This is a genomic window from Spirillospora sp. CA-294931, from assembly GCF_050946795.1.
Classification (GTDB): Bacteria; Actinomycetota; Actinomycetes; order Streptosporangiales; family Streptosporangiaceae; genus Spirillospora.
Window position 1 is genome coordinate 1778350 of record NZ_CP192006.1, and the last position, 16963, is coordinate 1795312.

Annotated in this window: 18 protein-coding genes; 15 read left to right on the forward strand and 3 right to left on the reverse strand. The window is 71.2% G+C overall.

Going from position 1 to position 16963, the window contains the following annotated elements:
• From ACQPY4_RS08365 to ACQPY4_RS08425, 13 genes are all read left to right on the forward strand, one after another.
• Positions 1–831 (forward strand): MlaE family ABC transporter permease, encoded by an 831-nt coding sequence (locus tag ACQPY4_RS08365; protein ID WP_433334137.1) that lies wholly within the window; start codon positions 1–3, stop codon positions 829–831.
• Positions 831–2117: an MCE family protein gene (locus ACQPY4_RS08370; protein WP_433334139.1), complete on the forward strand. Its 1287-nt coding sequence runs from the start codon at positions 831–833 to the stop codon at positions 2115–2117. The genes ACQPY4_RS08365 and ACQPY4_RS08370 overlap by 1 nt, the downstream gene beginning before the upstream one ends.
• Positions 2114–3151, forward strand: a complete 1038-nt coding sequence (locus tag ACQPY4_RS08375; RefSeq protein ID WP_433334141.1) for an MCE family protein — start codon at positions 2114–2116, stop codon at positions 3149–3151. Before ACQPY4_RS08370 ends, ACQPY4_RS08375 begins: the two co-directional genes overlap by 4 nt.
• The gene (locus ACQPY4_RS08380; RefSeq protein WP_433334143.1) at positions 3148–4212 is read left to right on the forward strand and encodes an MCE family protein; all 1065 of its coding nucleotides are present in this window, start codon (positions 3148–3150) and stop codon (positions 4210–4212) included. The genes ACQPY4_RS08375 and ACQPY4_RS08380 overlap by 4 nt, the downstream gene beginning before the upstream one ends.
• On the forward strand, positions 4209–5411 hold the full coding sequence (locus ACQPY4_RS08385) for an MCE family protein (protein WP_433334145.1): 1203 nt from the start codon (positions 4209–4211) through the stop codon (positions 5409–5411). Before ACQPY4_RS08380 ends, ACQPY4_RS08385 begins: the two co-directional genes overlap by 4 nt.
• Positions 5408–6607: an MCE family protein gene (locus ACQPY4_RS08390; RefSeq protein WP_433334147.1), complete on the forward strand. Its 1200-nt coding sequence runs from the start codon at positions 5408–5410 to the stop codon at positions 6605–6607. The genes ACQPY4_RS08385 and ACQPY4_RS08390 overlap by 4 nt, the downstream gene beginning before the upstream one ends.
• Positions 6607–7851: an MlaD family protein gene (locus ACQPY4_RS08395; protein ID WP_433334149.1), complete on the forward strand. Its 1245-nt coding sequence runs from the start codon at positions 6607–6609 to the stop codon at positions 7849–7851. The genes ACQPY4_RS08390 and ACQPY4_RS08395 overlap by 1 nt, the downstream gene beginning before the upstream one ends.
• Complete coding sequence (locus ACQPY4_RS08400; RefSeq protein WP_433334151.1) at positions 7848–8351, forward strand: hypothetical protein; 504 nt, start codon at positions 7848–7850, stop codon at positions 8349–8351. The genes ACQPY4_RS08395 and ACQPY4_RS08400 overlap by 4 nt, the downstream gene beginning before the upstream one ends.
• The gene (locus ACQPY4_RS08405) at positions 8348–8890 is read left to right on the forward strand and encodes a hypothetical protein (RefSeq protein ID WP_433334153.1); all 543 of its coding nucleotides are present in this window, start codon (positions 8348–8350) and stop codon (positions 8888–8890) included. The genes ACQPY4_RS08400 and ACQPY4_RS08405 overlap by 4 nt, the downstream gene beginning before the upstream one ends.
• Before the next feature lie 10 nt (positions 8891–8900).
• Positions 8901–9530 (forward strand): hypothetical protein, encoded by a 630-nt coding sequence (locus ACQPY4_RS08410; RefSeq protein WP_433334155.1) that lies wholly within the window; start codon positions 8901–8903, stop codon positions 9528–9530.
• 14 nt (positions 9531–9544) lie between these two features.
• A complete protein-coding gene (locus tag ACQPY4_RS08415) occupies positions 9545–10084 on the forward strand; it encodes a hypothetical protein (RefSeq protein WP_433334157.1) in 540 nt (179 codons plus the stop codon).
• A gap of 301 nt (positions 10085–10385) precedes the next feature.
• Complete coding sequence (locus ACQPY4_RS08420) at positions 10386–11573, forward strand: helix-turn-helix domain-containing protein (protein WP_433334159.1); 1188 nt, start codon at positions 10386–10388, stop codon at positions 11571–11573.
• A 155-nt stretch (positions 11574–11728) separates the two neighbouring features.
• Positions 11729–12835, forward strand: coding sequence for a hypothetical protein (locus tag ACQPY4_RS08425; RefSeq protein WP_433334161.1), 1107 nt, complete (start codon positions 11729–11731; stop codon positions 12833–12835).
• Between the two features lie 124 nt (positions 12836–12959).
• Here ACQPY4_RS08425 and ACQPY4_RS08430 read toward each other — a convergent pair whose 3' ends face one another.
• The 3 genes from ACQPY4_RS08430 to ACQPY4_RS08440 form a co-directional block, all read right to left on the reverse strand.
• Positions 12960–13589 (reverse strand): TetR/AcrR family transcriptional regulator, encoded by a 630-nt coding sequence (locus ACQPY4_RS08430; RefSeq protein WP_433334162.1) that lies wholly within the window; start codon positions 13587–13589, stop codon positions 12960–12962.
• 42 nt (positions 13590–13631) lie between these two features.
• The gene (locus ACQPY4_RS08435) at positions 13632–14402 is read right to left on the reverse strand and encodes a lytic transglycosylase domain-containing protein (protein WP_433334164.1); all 771 of its coding nucleotides are present in this window, start codon (positions 14400–14402) and stop codon (positions 13632–13634) included.
• 80 nt (positions 14403–14482) lie between these two features.
• Complete coding sequence (locus tag ACQPY4_RS08440; protein WP_433334166.1) at positions 14483–14995, reverse strand: MarR family winged helix-turn-helix transcriptional regulator; 513 nt, start codon at positions 14993–14995, stop codon at positions 14483–14485.
• 285 nt (positions 14996–15280) lie between these two features.
• Between ACQPY4_RS08440 and ACQPY4_RS08445 the strand changes: the two genes are divergently transcribed.
• Positions 15281–16087, forward strand: a complete 807-nt coding sequence (locus tag ACQPY4_RS08445; protein WP_433338858.1) for an MlaE family ABC transporter permease — start codon at positions 15281–15283, stop codon at positions 16085–16087.
• Positions 16087–16941, forward strand: a complete 855-nt coding sequence (locus ACQPY4_RS08450; protein ID WP_433334168.1) for an ABC transporter permease — start codon at positions 16087–16089, stop codon at positions 16939–16941. Before ACQPY4_RS08445 ends, ACQPY4_RS08450 begins: the two co-directional genes overlap by 1 nt.
• Positions 16942–16963 lie beyond the last annotated feature (22 nt).

Consider the following 16963-nt stretch of genomic DNA (forward strand, 5'->3'; position numbering starts at 1 on the left):
ATGGCCTCCGGCGCCGTCCGCAACCCCGGACGCTGGTTCGCCTGGCTCGACACCCCCGGCGACCAGATCAGCTTCTACTTCCGGGCGCTCATCTGGACGCCCCGCGCCCTGCGCCGCTACCTCAAGGAGTCGGTGCGGGTCCTGGGCGACGTGGCCTTCGGGTCGGGCGCGCTGGCCGTCATCGGCGGCACCGTCGGCGTGATGTTCGCGATGACGCTGTTCACCGGCGTGGTGGTCGGACTCCAGGGCTACGCCGCGCTCGACCAGATCGGGACCTCGGCGTTCACCGGGTTCGTCTCGGCCTACTTCAACACCCGCGAGATCGCCCCGCTGGTCGCGGGACTGGCACTGTCGGCCACGGTCGGCGCGGGCTTCACCGCGCAGCTCGGCGCGATGCGCATCAACGAGGAGATCGACGCCCTGGAGGGCATGGGCATCCACTCCATGCCCTACCTGGTCACCACGCGGATCATCGCCGGGACGGTGGCGATCATCCCGCTGTACGGGGTCGGGCTCGTCTCGTCCTACATCGCCTCGCGCCAGGTGACGATCTGGTTCAACGGCCAGTCGGCCGGGACCTACGACCACTACTTCAACGTGTTCCTGTCGCCGACGGACGTCCTGCTCTCGTTCCTCAAGGTGCTGATCTTCAGCGTCATGGTGATCCTGGCGCACTGCTACTACGGGTACCGCGCCTCGGGCGGGCCCGCCGGGGTGGGCGTGGCGGTCGGCCGCGCGGTCCGCACCGCGATCGTCCTGATCAACGTCACCGACCTGTTCCTCAGCCTGGCGATCTGGGGCGCCACCACGACCGTGAAGGTGGCGGGCTGATGGCGTCGGGGAAGGGCGCGCTGCCCACGGTCAGGCGCCGCCTGCTCGGGGTGGTGTTCCTGCTGGTGCCCGCCCTGCTCATCTGGCTGTCGATCGCCGTCTACGAGAAGAAGTTCACCGACGTGACCATGGTGACGCTCCGCACCGGGACGGCCGGGAACGAGATGCACAAGCACGCCGACGTGAAGGTGCGCGGCGTGGTGGTTGGCGAGGTCCGCTCGATCAGCGCGGACGGCAGCGGCGCCCGCATGACGCTGGCCCTGAAACCGGGCATGGTCAAGCGGATCCCCTCCAACGTGTCCGCGCAGATGCTGCCGACCACGCTGTTCGGCCAGCGGTTCGTCGCGCTGATCCCGCCCGCCGCGCCGAGCCAGGCGCGGCTCACCGCGGGCAGCGTCATCAGCGAGGACCGCAGCGCCAACGCCATCGAGCTGCAGGAGGTGCTCAACAACCTGCTGCCGCTGCTGACCGCCGTCCAGCCCGCCAAGCTGTCGGCCACGCTCACCGCCGTCGCGCAGGCGCTGGAGGGACGCGGCGTCACGCTCGGCGAGACGCTCGTCCGGCTCGACTCCTACCTCAAGCGGTTCAACCCCGACCTGCCCGCGCTCAACCGCAACATCCGGCAGCTGGTGGAGTTCACGCACAACTACAGCGAGGCCGCGCCCGACATCCTGGACGCCCTGCACGACTTCACCTCGACCAGCCGGACGGTCGTCGACCAGCGCGAGGACCTCGGCGAGCTGTACTCCACGGTCACCGCGTCGTCCCGCGACCTCACCAGGTTCCTCAGCGAGAACGACGAGAACATCATCCGGCTGTCGGCGGCGAGCCGGCCCTCGCTGGAGATCCTGGCCAGGTACTCGCCGGAGTTCCCCTGCCTGTTCCGGACGCTGTCCGACTTCATCCCCAAGATGGACAAGGTCGCGGGCAAGGGCACCGGACGTCCCGGCCTCCAGGTGAACGTCAAGGTCGTGCCGTCCCAGGGTCGTTACGTCCCCGGACGCGACACCCCGCGCTACAACGCCACCGGCGGGCCGCGCTGCTACCCCGTCCCGTACAAGCCGGGCGGCAGCACCGGGGAGCTGTCGAAGGTGGCGCCGCGCGACCGGTCGGGTCCGGTCGCGGTCGCGCACGGCGGGCTCGGCCTGCCCAACTCGCCCGAGGAGAACCGGCTGGTGAACGAGCTCGTCGCGGCGGGCGCCGCGGAGGTGCCGCAGGGCCTGCCCGACTGGAGCAGCGTGCTGGTCGGCCCGATCTACCGGGGAGCGCGGGTGAACGTCGAATGAGGATCAATCTCAAGGGCAGCACCCCGACCCTGGTCAAGTCGCTGCTGTTCATCGTCACGACCGTCACGGCGACCGCCGTCCTGGCGATCAGCATCGCCAGCACCGGCGTGGGCAACGCCGACCGCTACCACGCCAGGTTCAAGGACGTGGCCGGGCTGAACGTGGGCGACAGCGTCCGGATCGCCGGTGTCCGCGTCGGGCAGATCACCGGCATCCGGGTCGTGGACCGGCGGGTCGCCCGGGTCGACTTCACCGTCGAGCGCGGACGGAGGCTGCCCGCGTCCACCACCGCCCAGATCAAGTACCTCAACCTGGTCGGGCAGCGCTTCGTCGAGCTCGACCGGGGCACCGGCGCGGTGGCCGGGACGCTGCCGCGCGGCGCCACGATCCCGCTGGAGCGCACCACGCCCGCGCTCAACCTGACCCAGCTGTTCGCCGGGTTCCAGCCGCTGTTCCAGGCCCTGTCGCCGACCGACGTCAACAAGCTGTCCACCGAGATCGTCCAGGTGCTCCAGGGCGAGAGCTCGACGATGGAGAGCCTGCTGCGCACGGTCGGCTCGCTGACCAGCCATCTGGCGAGCAAGGACCGGGTGATCGGGCAGACCATCGACAACCTCACCGAGGTCGTGGAGACCATCAACGCCCGCGGCGACCGGCTGGACGACCTGGTCGTCACGCTCCAGCGCTTCACCTCGGGCCTGGCGGCCGACCGTAAACCGCTCGGTGAGGCGATCGGCGCGATGGGCGACCTGGCGACCAGCACCGCCGGGTTGCTGCGGCTGGAACGGGCGCCGCTGAAGGCCAGCGTGCACGAGCTCGGACGGCTCGGAACCGTCCTGGACAAGGACAAGACGCTGGTCGAGCAGTTCCTCCAGCGGCTGCCCGACAAGAGCCGGTCGATCGCGCGGCTCGGTTCCTACGGGTCGTGGCTCAACCTCTACCTGTGCGAGGCGCGGTTGTCCGGAGCCAAGTACACCGACGGCAGGCCGCCTCCGACCGGCATCCCGAACACCTCGGCGAGGTGTGCGAAGTGAGCGTCTCGCCCAAGCAGCTCGCGGCGCTGAAGCGTTCGCGGCGGGTCCGCAAGCCCATCAGGGAGCGCGACCCGGTCGCGGTCGCCGTGGTGGGGCTGGCGATCATCGTCCTGATGTCGCTGGTGGCCTACCGCGCCGAGGACCTGCCGTTCATCGGCGGCGGCACCACCTACACCGCCGACTTCAGCGAGGCCGCGGGGCTGTCGGCCGACGACGAGGTCCGGGTGGCGGGCGTGAAGGTCGGCAAGGTCACCGGGGTGGAGCTGGACGGGGCCAAGGTCAAGGTCAGCTTCCGGGTGAAGGGCACCTGGATCGGCGACGCCAGCACCGCCGCCATCATGATCAAGACGGTGCTGGGGTCGAAGTACCTGGCCGTCGACCCGCTCGGTCCCCGCGCCCAAGACCCCGAGCGGCGCATCACGCGCGACCGCACGATCGCCCCGTATGACGTCACCAACGCCTTCCAGGACCTGTCGCGCACCGTCGACCGGCTCGACACGGCCAAGCTCGCGCAGAGCCTGGACACCATCTCCGAGACGTTCTCCCGGACGCCGCCGCACGTGCGCAAGTCGCTGGAGGGGCTCTCGTCGCTCTCGCGGACGATCTCGTCCCGCGACGCCCAGCTCTCCCGGCTGCTGATGGGCACCAAGCAGATCACCGGCACGCTGGCCGACCAGAACGCGCACTTCGAGGCGCTGCTCAAGGACGGCAACCTGCTCCTGGCCGAGCTGCGGCGGCGCCGTGAGGCGATCCACGCGCTGCTCACCGGCTCCCGCGACCTCGCCACGCAGCTGTCGGGGCTCGTCCGGGACAACCAGAACGAGCTCGACCCCACGCTGCGCGTCCTGGACCGAGTCACCGACCTGCTGGAACGCAACCAGGGCAACCTCGACCGCGCCCTGGCCGTCGCGGGCCCCTACAACCGGCTGCTCGGCAACGCGCTCGGCAACGGGCGCTGGATGGACGGCTACCTGTGCGGCGTCGTCCCCAAGGAGTACCTCGCGCCCGGCACGCCCCCGAAGAACGGGTGCATGCCGCCCAAGCAGGGAGGGACGCCGTGAAGCTGGGGACCATCGCCGGGCGCGACCGCCGCCGGACCACCGTCGCGCTGCTGGTGGGCGTGAGCCTGATGGCCGCCGCGCTGGTCGCGCTGGCGGGCGGCCCGTCCGGGCCCAGGATCACCGCCTACTTCGCCGCGGCCGTCGGGGTGTATCCGGGCTCGGACGTCCGGGTGCTGGGGGTCAGGGTCGGCGAGATCGAGGAGATCACCCCGGTCGGAACGCAGGTGCGCACCCGCCTGCGGCTGGAGCGCGACGCCCGCGTCCCGGCGGACGCCCGCGCCCTGGTGGTGGCGCCGAGCGTGGTCGCCGACCGCTACATCCAGCTGACCCCGGCCTACACCGGCGGGCCGCGGATGGAGACGGGCGCGCGGATCCCGGTGAGCCGCACCGCCACGCCCGTCGAGCTCGACCAGCTCTACGACAGCCTCAAGCGGATCAGCGGCGACCTCGGCCCCAAGGGCGCCAACTCCGGGGGCGCGCTCTCGCGGGCGATCAAGACGGGTGCCGAGAACCTGCGCGGCAACGGCCCGGCGTTCAACGAGATGATCGCCGAGTTCGGCAAGGCCAACCGGACGCTGGCCGGCACCAGCGACGACCTGTTCGCCACCATCTCCAACCTGCAGAAGTTCACCACGATGATCAAGGAGAACGACGGGCAGGTCAGGCGGGCCGAGCGGCAGCTGGCCGAGGTGACCGGGTTCCTGGCCGCCGACCGCGACGAGCTCGCGGGCGCGCTGCGGGAGCTGTCGCTGGCCCTGGCCCAGGTGCGCGACTTCATCCGCGACAACCGGCGGCTGTTCAAGAAGAACGTCGACAAGCTCGCCTCGATCACCCAGGTCCTGGTGGACCAGCGGCGGTCGCTGGCCGAGGCGTTCGACGTCTTGCCGCTGAACGCCACCAACGTGCTCAACACCTACGACCCGGCCAGCGGGACGCTGATGGGCCGCGGCGACCTCAACGAGATCAGCATGGGGCCGATCTCGGGCAATACGGCGGCGTCCTCGGCGCTCACCGCGCTCGGGCAGGGCACCGGAGGACCGGTGTGCGCCTCGTCCGCCCGCGCGCTGAAGGCGCTGTGCGACAAGCAGCGGTCCGGCGCGCTGGTCCCGACGCCCGACGGCGCCACGGGTCTTCCCCCGCTGCCGTTCCCGGCGACCGGGTCCACCTTCGGAACGCCCGTGGAAGGGAAGGGCCGATGAGGCGCCTGGTGCGGGGGGCGGCCCTGGCCGCCGCGGCCGTGACGCTGGCGGGCTGCGGCGGCGGCTTCACCGGCATCCAGGACCTGCCGCTGCCCGGTGGGGCCGACCTCGGCGACGACCCGTACACGGTGACGGCCGAGTTCGCCAACGTCCTGGACCTGGTGCCGCAGGCCGCGGTGAAGGTCAACGACGTCGCGGTCGGCCGGGTCTCCAAGGTCACGCTGCCGCTGGACGGCTGGACGGCCCGGGTCACGCTCCGGGTGAACAGGAAGGTCAAGCTGCCCGCCAACGCGCTGGCCCATCTGGAGCAGTCGAGCCTGCTCGGCGAGAAGTACGTCCAGCTGTCGGCACCGCCGAGCGGCGCCACCGGCGCGCTGGGCGACGGCACGACGATCCCGGTCGCGCGCACCAACCGCAACGTGGAGGTCGAGGAGGTCTTCGGCGCGCTGTCGATGCTGCTCAACGGCGGCGGGCTGCCGCAACTGCGCACCATCACCCGCGAGCTGAACGCGGCGCTCACCGGCAACGAGAAGGAGATCAGGTCGGTGCTGCGCCGGATCGAGGAGTTCACCGGCTCCCTGGACGCGGGCAAGCACGACATCACCAACGCGCTGGACGGCCTCAACCGCCTCTCGACCACCCTGATCGCCCGCAAACAGAAGATCAACACGGTGCTGGACGACCTCAGCCCCGGCCTGAAGATCCTGGAGGAGCAGCGCGGCGCGCTCGTCACCATGCTGCGCCAGCTCGACGAGCTCTCGGACGTGGCGGTGAACGTCATCGACAAGAGCAAGGACGACATGGTCGCCGACTTCCGGGCGCTCGCGCCGACGCTGCGCAAGCTCGCCGACGCCGGGCGCGACCTGCCCCGCTCGCTCCAGGTGCTGTTCACCTATCCCTTCACCGACGAGGCGGCCAAGGCCATCAAGGGCGACTACCTCAACGTGTACCTGGCGGTGACCGCCGCGCCCGGCACGCAGATCATGCCGCCACTCGGGGAGGGCGACCCCGGCGTCCGCAAGAAGACCGACGTCAAGGGCGCGCCGACGCTGCCGCTCCCGCCGATCGACGGCATGACCGTCGCGCCGCCGACCGGCTCGGGGCCCGCCGCGCCGCCGTCGCGGGCGCCCGCGCCGTCCCCGACCAGCGGGTCGCCGGGCGGCATCCTGCCCGACCTGGACGGAGGCGGCGGCTGATGCTGACGCTCAGAAGCAAGCTCAAGACCGCCGGGTTCGTGGTCATCTCCGTGCTGGTGCTGAGCTACATCGGCACCACCTACGCCGACCTCGGCCGCTTCGTCGGCATGCGCGGCTACTACGTCGTCAAGCTGGAGCTGGCCGAGACCGGCGGGCTGTTCGAGGGGTCCAACATCACCTACCGGGGCGTCTCGGTCGGACGGGTCGGCACCCTGCACCTCACCGACGACGGCGTCGTCGCCGATCTGAAGATCGACGACTCCAGGACGAAGATCCCGGCCGGGCTCCAGGCCGTGGTCGCCAACCTGTCGGCGGTCGGCGAGCAGTACGTCGACCTGCGTCCGAACGGCGACACCGGGCCCTACCTGGAGGACGGGACGGTGATCCCGCGCTCGGTCAGCCGGACCCCCGCGCCCGTCACCGAGATGCTCAAGGCCAGCAGCGACTTCGCGGCCTCCGTCCCGCTCCAGTCGCTGCGGACCCTGGTGGACGAGTTCTACCTGGCGTTCAACGGCCAGGGCCCCAACCTCCAGGCCCTGCTGGACGAGCAGAGCAGGCTCGTCGCCGCGGCCGACCAGAACCTCGGGCCCACCAGCACGCTCATCAACGACGGCAACGTCGTGCTCCAGACGCAGAACCAGGAGGCCGCCGCGCTCAAGGCGTTCGGCCGCAACGCCAGGCTCTTCGCCCAGCAGTTGCGCACCTCCGACTCCGATCTGCGCAAGCTCATCGCCGTCGCGCCCCAGGCGTCCGGCGAGCTGGCCGGGCTGCTGCGCGACGTGGACCCGAGCCTGAGCGTCCTGCTGGCCAACCTGCTGACGGTCTCCGAGCTCGGCGTCACCCGCACCGGCGGCCTGGAGCAGCTCCTGGTCAAGCTGCCCGGCGTCGTCGCGGCGGGCTCCTCGGTCATCAAGGACGGCAAGCTCCAGTTCGGCCAGGCCACGACGTTCTTCAACCCGCTGCCCTGCACTCGGGGGTACGGCGGCACGACCTACCGCAACGGCACCAACACCTCGCAGGGCCCGCCGCTCAACGTCGGCGCGCGCTGCGCCATGACCCCGGGCAGCGGCGTCAACGTCCGCGGCTCGGCCAACGCGCCCAAGGGCGGCGTCCCCGAACCGGCCCGGCCCGGCTCGCTGGGCCTGGACTCCGCCGCACACCTGCCCGGCGCCCTCGGCCTGCCCGGGCTGGAGGGCCAGGACGCCGACATGAGCCGCCTGCTCGGCCTGACGGGAGAGCGATGAGGACATCCCCCTGGGTCGCCCAGACGCTGGTCGCGGCGTCCGTGGCGTTCCTGGCCTTCGCCTGCTGGTCCCTCTGGGGCGTCCAGCGGGGCGAGGCGCAGGACCTGGCCGCCGACCGCGACCGCGCGCTGGTCGCGGCCAAGCAGCGGATCGCGAGCCTCAACAGCATGGACGCCCGGCAGGTCGACGCCGGGCTCAAGCGCTGGGAGGACGCGTCCACCGGCGCGCTCCAGCAGGAGCTGGGACGCACCCGCGCCGCGAGCAAGAACAAGATCGTCAAGGCGGGCACGAGCGCCGAGGGCTCGGTGCTGGAGGCGGCGCTGCTCTCCCTGGACGCCCGTGCGGGCTCGGCGCGCGCCATCGCCTCGGTGAAGATCCAGATCACCGGGCCGGACGGGGCGGCGACCGTCCAGCGCAAGCGGTACGAGGCGGGCCTGGCCCGCACGTCCTCGGGCTGGAAGCTCACGTCGCTCACCGCACTCCCCGTGGACGCGCGATGACCGTGACCGAGGAACGCACCGAGACCACGACACCGCCGGACAGGCCCCGCCGCCGGCGCGCCCTGGCCGCCGCCCTGGTGATCGCGCTGGCCGCCGGGGGAGTGCTGGCCCTGGCCGAACGGCAGCGTGAGACGGCCCCCTCGGCCAACCGCGCCCTGGTCGACACGGCCGCCACCACCAAGGTCGTCGGCGACGTCAGCAACGCGCTGATCAAGATCTTCTCCTACACGCCGGGCGACCTGGCCGCCAGCGAGAAGGCCGCCGCCGAGGTGCTGTCCGGCAAGGCCGCGCAGCAGTACCGCACGCTGTTCGCCGAGGTCCGCAGGCAGGCGCCCGCGCAGAAGCTCACCCTCACCACGCGCGTCGTCCGCGCGGGCGTCCACCGCCTGGACGGCGGCACCGCCCACCTGCTGGTCTTCCTCGACCAGGTGAGCACCCGGAACGGCAAACCGGCAGGCGGCACCTCCGCCGCCCAGTTGGCAGTCACCGCCCACCTCACGGGCGGCCAGTGGCGCATCGTCGACATCCGATCAAGCTGAGGTGGAATCCATGGCAGCCACCAAAACGGCCAAGACGGCCAAGTCGGCCGACACCGAATCCGAACCCGAGGTCGACCTCGACAAGCCGGAGGACGAGCCCGAGCCCGAGGCCGAGGAGAAGAAGCCCGAGGGCCGGGATCCGGGGCGGACGGCGGCGATCGCGCTCGTGATCGTGGCGGCGGTGTGCGCCGCCTGGTTCGGGTGGTCCTGGTACGGGGCGGCGCATGACGACTCGCTGGCGTATTCGCGGGAGCGGGACGAGGTGCTGCGGGTCGGGGAGCAGGCGGTGCAGAACCTCAACACGCTCGACCATCGCAGCGTGGGCCCGGGGCTCAAGGTCTGGCAGGACTCGACCACCAGCGACCTGTACCAGTCGATCGTGCAGGGGCGTCCGGCGTTCGAGAAGGCCGTCAAGGACGCGAAGACCGTCACCACGGCCAAGGTGCTGGACGCCGCCGTGACCGAGTTCGACGACCACGCGGGCAGGGCGAGCGTGATCGTGGCGCTCCAGGTGACCGTGGCGCCGCCCAAGGGCGATCCGGCCGTGAAGAAGAGCCGCATGATGGGCCAGCTGACCAGGACGGCCTCGGGGTGGAAGCTCAGCGCCCTCGGGCTGGCCCCCGGGTCGTCCGGCTCCTGAGGAGGGGAATCGACGTGAAGAAGCCGGACCTCGGGGCGGCGTGGCGGCATCCCCGTATGCCCGCGGCCCTGGCCGTGGTGACGGTGCTCCTGGGCGGTCTGGCCGCGTGGTCGGGCACGCAGGCGCACGCCCTGGACTCGGCGGGCTCGGCCCGCAACGCGGCGCTGACCGACAACGCCCGCACCAGCGAGCTCAAGGGCCAGGTCACCGACATCGTCAACACGGTGTTCTCCTACAACTACACCGACACGGCCAAGACCGACCAGGCGGTCAGGACGTTGCTGACGGGCAAGGCGGTCCAGCAGTACGGCGGGATGATCGCCCCCATCCGCGCGCAGGCGTCCCAGCAGAAACTCGTGCTGACCACGACGGTCACCGACAGCGGGGTGCGGATGCTGGAGGGGGACCGGGCCCGGATTCTGATCTTCGCGGACCAGCGCAACACGCGCACGGACACGAACAAGACGTCGTACTCCTCGACCATGCTCGCGGTCGGCGCCGTGCACCGCGACGGCCGCTGGAAGATCGAGAACATCGACACCTTCACGGGCTGAGCGTCCATTGGTCCTGTGATCGATCCGTTGATCTTCCGGTGCCGTCGGTCCTGGCCTGCGGAAGTGCACTGATCTTGGAATGTCCCGAGGGGAAGATATGCGCGACCGAAACTCGTCCCGGGGCGCCGAAATGGCGTCCGCATAGCCGTGCGCAGGGACGATGCGGTTACGGGCGAATGGACGTTGCGTATTGGCGCGATGACGGCAAGTGACTTTAAAGTCTCTTTGCTGGTCGCACCCTGACCTGCCTTTACGTTCGTTGTGTCGTACATCACGTCGCACACTCCGGGAGCTGTCACCGATGACGCGGACGCTCGAGGCGCAGGACCGCGGCCCGGTGCCGTCGGCCCGCACGCTGGCCGTGATCATGAGGGCGGAACTGCCCAGCCTCGCCGAGGAGATGGCCGCGCGGATCGGCGCGGCGATTCCCGAATACGGCCCGGACGGCGAGCCCGCCCCCCGGCTGCGGCTCGGGGTCGAGCGGGCGCTGGAACACTTCGTCGACCAGTTCGCTGATCCCCGGGCACCGCGCCGGTGCCACGACGACACCTACCGGGGCTTCGGGCGCCACGAGGCGCGGGCCGGGCGGACGCTGGACACCCTCCAGTCCGCGTTCCGCATCGGCGCCCAGGTCGCCTGGCGCCGCGTCATGGAGATCGCCCCGCGCCGCGACCTGGCGCCCTCGGTGATGGCCGGGCTCGCCGACGCCGTGTTCGCCTACATCGACGAGCTGGCGGCCCTGGCGCTGGAGGGCTACGACGCCGCCCGGCCGGACGCCGAGATCGACGCGCTGCGGCAACGGCTGCTCGAACTCATCCTCACCCGTCCCGCCACACCGGCCGCGGCGCTGGCCGAACCGGCCGCGCGGGCCGGCTGGACCGTTCCCGACGAGGTGACGCCGGTCGTCCTCCCCTCCGGGATCCCGGTCTCGCGCACGGCGCTGGACGACGACGTCCTGGCCGACTTCGTGGGCGGCGAGCCGGTGCTGCTGGTGCCCGGCCGGCTGGACGAGCGGCGGCTGCGGACGCTGGCCGACACCGTCCAGGGCGGGCACGCCGTCGCCGGGCCCACCGTCCCGCTCGCCGAGGCCCCCGACTCGCTGCGCTGGGCGCGGCGGGCCGCCGCGCTGGCCGAGGAGGGGCTGCTCGGCACGGGCCCGGTGATCCGGTGCGAGGACCATCTGATGACGCTCTGGCTGATGGCCGACCCGGTCCTGGTCGACCAGATCGCCCGGCGGCACCTGGCCGGGGTCGCCGATCTCGGCTCCCCGCACGGCGACCGGCTCCTGGACACCCTGCGCGCCTGGCTGACGCTGCGCGCCACCGCCGCGACCGTGGCGGCCGAGCTGGACGTCCACCCGCAGACCGTCCGCTACCGGATGCGGCAGCTCGACGGCGTCCTCGGCGGCCGCCTCACCGACCCCGAGTCGCGCTTCGGGATGGAGGTCGCGCTGCGGGCGCGCTGGCTGCGCCGAGAGGGCGGCGCATGAACGTGCGCACTCGCTGACAAAGGCCGGGGATAATTGCTCAATTGATGTTCACCGGCCCCCGATAATTGATCAAGGAGTTGCCGCATCCATTCTTAATGTGTTTCAATGCAATTACGTCGGACAAATGCTCTCCTTTAATGTGGAGGTGGGAGACGGTGCGTTCACGTTCGGCCGGGGGCCCGGCGCTCGCGGGCCTCGGGGCCGCGACGCTCATCGCCCTGGCCGCCGCCACCCCGGTGCTCGCCGAGCCGTCGCCCACGCCGGACCCCTCCGCCGACCCGTCGACCTCACCGACCCAGGAGCCGACGAGCGAGCCCACGCCGACGCCGACGCCCACGCCGACGCCCACGGAAGAGCCGACGCCGACCCCGACGCCGACTCCCACCCCGACCGAAACGCCCACCGGCGAGCCCACCCCGACGACGTCGCCCACTCCCAAACCGACGCCCACCAAGCCGCCGGGCAAGCCCGGCCCCGGCAAGCCCCCTCCGGGCTCGTCCAAGACCCCGGTGCTGTCGCTGGCGTTCTCGGTGTCGGCGGTGACGCTGAAGCCGGGCGGGTCGGTCACCGCGACCGTGAAGGTCGCCGCCTCGGGGGCGAGCGCGAACAACACCGTCCTGCGGCTGTCGGCGTCCGGCGGCTCGGTCAGCCCCGCCGCCCAGGGGCTGGGCAGCGTCGGCGGCGGCGGAACCTCGGCCCAGGCGACCGTGTCGGCCCCGTCCGGCGCCAAGCCCGGCACGATGAAGGTCACCGCGACCGTGACGGCCAGCAAGGCCGCGACCAGGTCGGGCACCTACACGCTGGTCGTCACCGACAGCTCCGGAGGCTTCCCGCCCGGGCTCAGCCCGTCCAGCCTCCCGCCGGGCGTCCCGCCGCTGACCAACTCCACGTTCAACCCGCTCGGCGGTATGCGCGGCCCCCAGGTGGCGCTGCCGCCGGTCGCCGCGCCGCAGATCGCGCCCGGGTCGCTGCCTATCGTCCCGGTGTCGGCCCTGCGGGCCACCCCCAAGGACGCCTTCACGCTCGACGAGCTGGCCACGCTCCAGGCCGCCTTCCTGGCGGCGCTCGGCGGCTCGGTGACGTTGCTGCTGCTCCGCGTCCGGCTGGCCCGCCGCGGCACCGCACCCCTGCGCCGCGTCCATCTCCAGCTGGCCGGAAAGCGCCTCACCCAGGCCCGCCTCAGAACCCTCCCGCCCCAGCCTGCTGTGTCCACGAAATCTCGGCCCGCTGTGCTCGCCTGGCGGCTCGCTTCGCGACCGTGATTTTGCGAGTGCTCGCATCGCTTCGCGATCTAACCGGGTGAAGCTCGCCTTCGGCGTAGCTTCCCCCGGTTAGTTAACGCACTCGGTGCGTGGCTGAGCCTGCGGTCAGCGAGGAGCGCCCGCCTTAGGCGGGGGCGGAGGGTTCTTCGCCCGCGAGGCGCTGGAGGATGCGGCAGACCTCGTCGATGATCGCGGTGGCGGACGCCTCGTCGTCGGCGAGGGCGATCTCGCGTCCCGCCTCGCCGATGACCGTGGTGAGCACCAGGCTCAGCACCTGGGCGGCGTGGTCGCCGTCCTGGCCGCGCAGGAGCCTGGTGTTGGCGCCGAGCCACACGCGGGCGCGCTTGCGGCGCATCAGCGAGAACCCCGGCGGGCCCTCGCCGCCGTGGAACAGGCGCGCGGCCTCGCGGCGCTCCCAGCAGACCCCCAGATAGGTGCGGGCCCCGGCGATGAACAGCGCGATGGGGTCGCTCACCCCGCTCTTGCGCGCGGCGGCGACGGTGTTCACGGCCCGGGTCTCCTGCTCGCCGGTGAGCTCCTCCCACAGCGCCAGGTACAGGCCCGCCTTGCCGCCGTAGTGGTGGTACAGGCTGCCGACGCTGACACCCGAGAGCTTGACGATGTCGGCGATCCCGGCCTCGGTGTAGCCGCGGTCGGCGAAGACCTGGAGCGCGGCGGTCAGCAGGGCCTGCCGCGTCGCGTCGGACCGCGCCCACTGGCGGCCGTCGTTGGAGCCGTTCGTCTTGGTCTGCACGCTCATATGGTGCCCCCGGCGGAGCATTCTCCGTCCCTTTGATCAATACCAATTGTGCGATTGCCACCAGGCCCAGGCGCCGCACGGGTCCTTGTAGCGGGCCTTGATGTAGCCGAGGCCCCAGGCGATCTGGGTGGGGGAGCTGGTGCGCCAGTCCGCGCCCGCGCTGGCCAGCTTGGACGCGGGCAGCGCCTGCGGGATGCCGTAGGCGCCGCTTGAGGGGTTCTCGGCCCGCTCGTTCCAGCTGCTCTCGTGCTCCCAGAGGGTCTCCAGCGACTTCCAGCAGCGGCCCCAGCCACGCGCCTGGTTCATCTTCTTGGCGTACGCCTTGTTCTGGGCCGCGCTGGGGTTGGAGCGGGCCAGCCGCTCCTTCTCCTGCTGCGCCTTCAGCTTCGCGCGCGCCCTGGCGTCCCGCTTGGCTTTCTCCTTCAGCTCGGCCAGCTCCCGCTGCTGCTGCTCGAAGGCGCGCCGCTTGGCCTGCGCCACGACGTCGGCGGCGACCGGGTCCATCTCGGACGCCTGGAGCTTGGCCATCATGTCGCCCGCCGAGAGGTCGCCCGCCGCGGCCGGGGGCTTGCTCTCGCCGCCGAGGGACTCAAGGTCGACCAGGACGACGGCGGCCCCCAGCGCGCCGAGCGCCAGGACCGTGAGCGTGACGTTGTTCGTCAGGAACCCGGTGACCGTGCGGCGCCGCCGCGGCGGCTCGGGGAGGGGCTCGGACGGCGGGCGCGGTGAGGGGACGCGCGGCGAGGGGACGCGCGGTGCGGAGCGGGCCCGGCCGGCCTTCCGGCGCGTGCCTCGGCTGTGGGGCATAGCAGTAGGTTGCCTTATCGCCTCGGGGCAAGGGACGTCCTTGACCAGGTACGCGGCCGCGGCCGTCCGGGTTCACATTCTCAGATCGCGTCGTCCCCCACGGCCATCCGGGCGGGCTGGAGGGCCTCGAAGAGCTCCTCGTGCATTCCGGCGAGCCGGGCCAGCTCACTGTCGGACGACTCCAGCGACGCGTTGGCGTCGGCGGCGCGCCGCCGTCCCTCGTCGGTGATGGCGACCAGCGTGGCGCGGCCGTCGCTGGGGTGGCGGCGGCGCTCGACGAGCCCGGCCGTCTCCAGCTGGTCGACGGTCAGCTTCACCGACGTCGGGTGGATCAGCAGCATCCGGCCGAGCGTGCTGAGCCGGGCGTGTCCGCTGTCGGTCAGGGCGAGGGTGGTGAGGAGGAAGTAGCCGGTCCGGCCCAGCCCGTGCTTCTTCAGCTCGGTCTCCAGTGCCTTGGACAGGACGTGCTGGAGCCTTCCGAGCGAGCACAGGGCCATGAAGGCCCAGGGGGCGCCGGGGAGGCCGTGCTCTTCCCAGCGGTCGTGAACTCCGGTGACCAGGGGGTCAACGCGTCGTTGCGTCTTGATCTGCACCCGACCGATGGTAGCTCCGGACAAAACTGGACGTAAGTACTCGCTTCTTAGAGCTTATTCCAATAGAGTGCTCCAGATCACAGACGGTGTCACAGTGTTCCTGTGCGCTGCGGCGCCGCTTGTGATCCCGGCTCCAGCCGGCTCTCGGGGGCGCGGCACGGCGCCGTCCATCCGGGACGGTCGTGGTCGCGGAACATCGGATGGGCGCCAACGTCCGAATCGCGAGGAGGCTGACATGACGCTGACCCGAGGCCCCGACGAGGTGGGCTCCGGCTGATGGTGGCCATGCTGCCCAAGACCGTGTCCAAGGCGCCCGACCTGGCGCGCCGGCGCGCCGGGAAGGCGCTCGACGAGACCGGCCTGCTCTGCGTCACCTTCCTTGAGGGCCTGCGCCGCACCTGGGACCTGCGCCAGTGGTGGGGCGAGTTCATCGAGCAGTGCTGGTTCCTCGCCCGGGTGACCAGCGTGCCGGTGATGTTGATCGCCGTCCCGCTCGGCGCCACCATCTCGCTCCAGGTCGGCGACATCGCCCGCCAGCTCGGCGCCCAGTCGGGCACCGGCGCGCTGCTGGTCGCCGCGATGATCCAGCAGGTCGCGCCGCTGGCCGCCGCGCTGCTGGTCTCCGGCGTGGGCGGCTCGGCGATCACCTCCGACATGGGCGCCCGCAACATCCGCGACGAGCTCGCGGCCATGGAGGTCATGGGGATCAACCCCATCCACCGGCTGGTGACCCCGAGGCTGTGGGCGGCGAGCACCGTGTCCGTCCTGCTGTGCTCGGTGGTGATCCTCGCCGGTGTGATGGGCGGCTACTACTTCAACGTCGTCCAGCAGGGCGTCAGCCCCGGCGCCTTCTTCGACGGCGCCACCACCCTGCTGCAGTTCCCGGATCTGGTGATCACGCTGTTCAAGGCGTGGATCTTCGGGTTCATCGCCGCCGCGGTGGCCTGCTACATGGGCATGAACTGCGACTACGGGCCGGTCGGCGTGGGACGCGCGGTCAACAAGGCCGTGGTGGTCACCTCGATCGTGGTGTTCACCACCAACTACGTCCTTACCACGATCTACCAGGTCCTCTTTCCTCCGAGGTTTTGATGGTCGCCATCCTTCCCGTCCGCAAGCTCGGCAGGGCGTTCCAGAGCCGGATCGCCGGACTGCCGGTCTCGGCCAACCTGCCGGTGTTCCTCGGCCGCGTGCTGTACCACCTGCTGTTCGACATCATCATCAGGCGCAAGTACGGCAAGACGCTGGCCAAGCAGGTCAGCGACATCACCATCGGCGTCGGCGCGCTGGTGATCGGCGGCGGCATGATCTTCGTGATCGCGACCATGTCGCTGGCCACGGGCGCGATCGTCGGCCAGCAGGGCTACCCGGGCCTCGAACGCATCGGCGCCGAGGCGTTCACCGGCCTGGTGGCCAGCTACTCCAACGTCCGCGAGGTCACCCCGATCATCGCGGGGGTCGCGCTGGTCGCCCAGGTCGGCACCGGCTTCACCGCCGAGATCGGGGCGATGCGGATCTCCGAGGAGATCGACGCGCTGGAGGTCATGGGCATCAACTCGCTGGCCTACCTGGTGTGCACGCGGGTCGCCGCCGGGGTCATCGCGCTGGTGCCGCTCTACCTGGTCTCGCTGTTCATGGCCTTCTTCGCCACCCGGGTCATCACCGTCGAGTTCTACGGGCTCTCGCCCGGCATCTACGACTACTACTTCCACCTCTATCTGCCGCCGATCGACGTGTTCTACAGCGTGATCAAGGTGGCGATCTTCGCGTTCATCATCATGTTCGTCCATTGCTACCGGGGCTACTACGCCGCGGGCGGCCCGGTGGGCGTGGGCGTGGCGGCCGGACGCGCGATCCGCGAGTCGACGATCCTGATGATCCTCATGAACCTGGTCCTGTCGTACATCTTCTGGGGCCACGGCAGTTCGGTCAGGTTGACCGGATGAGCCCGGCCCGCCCCGTGACCCA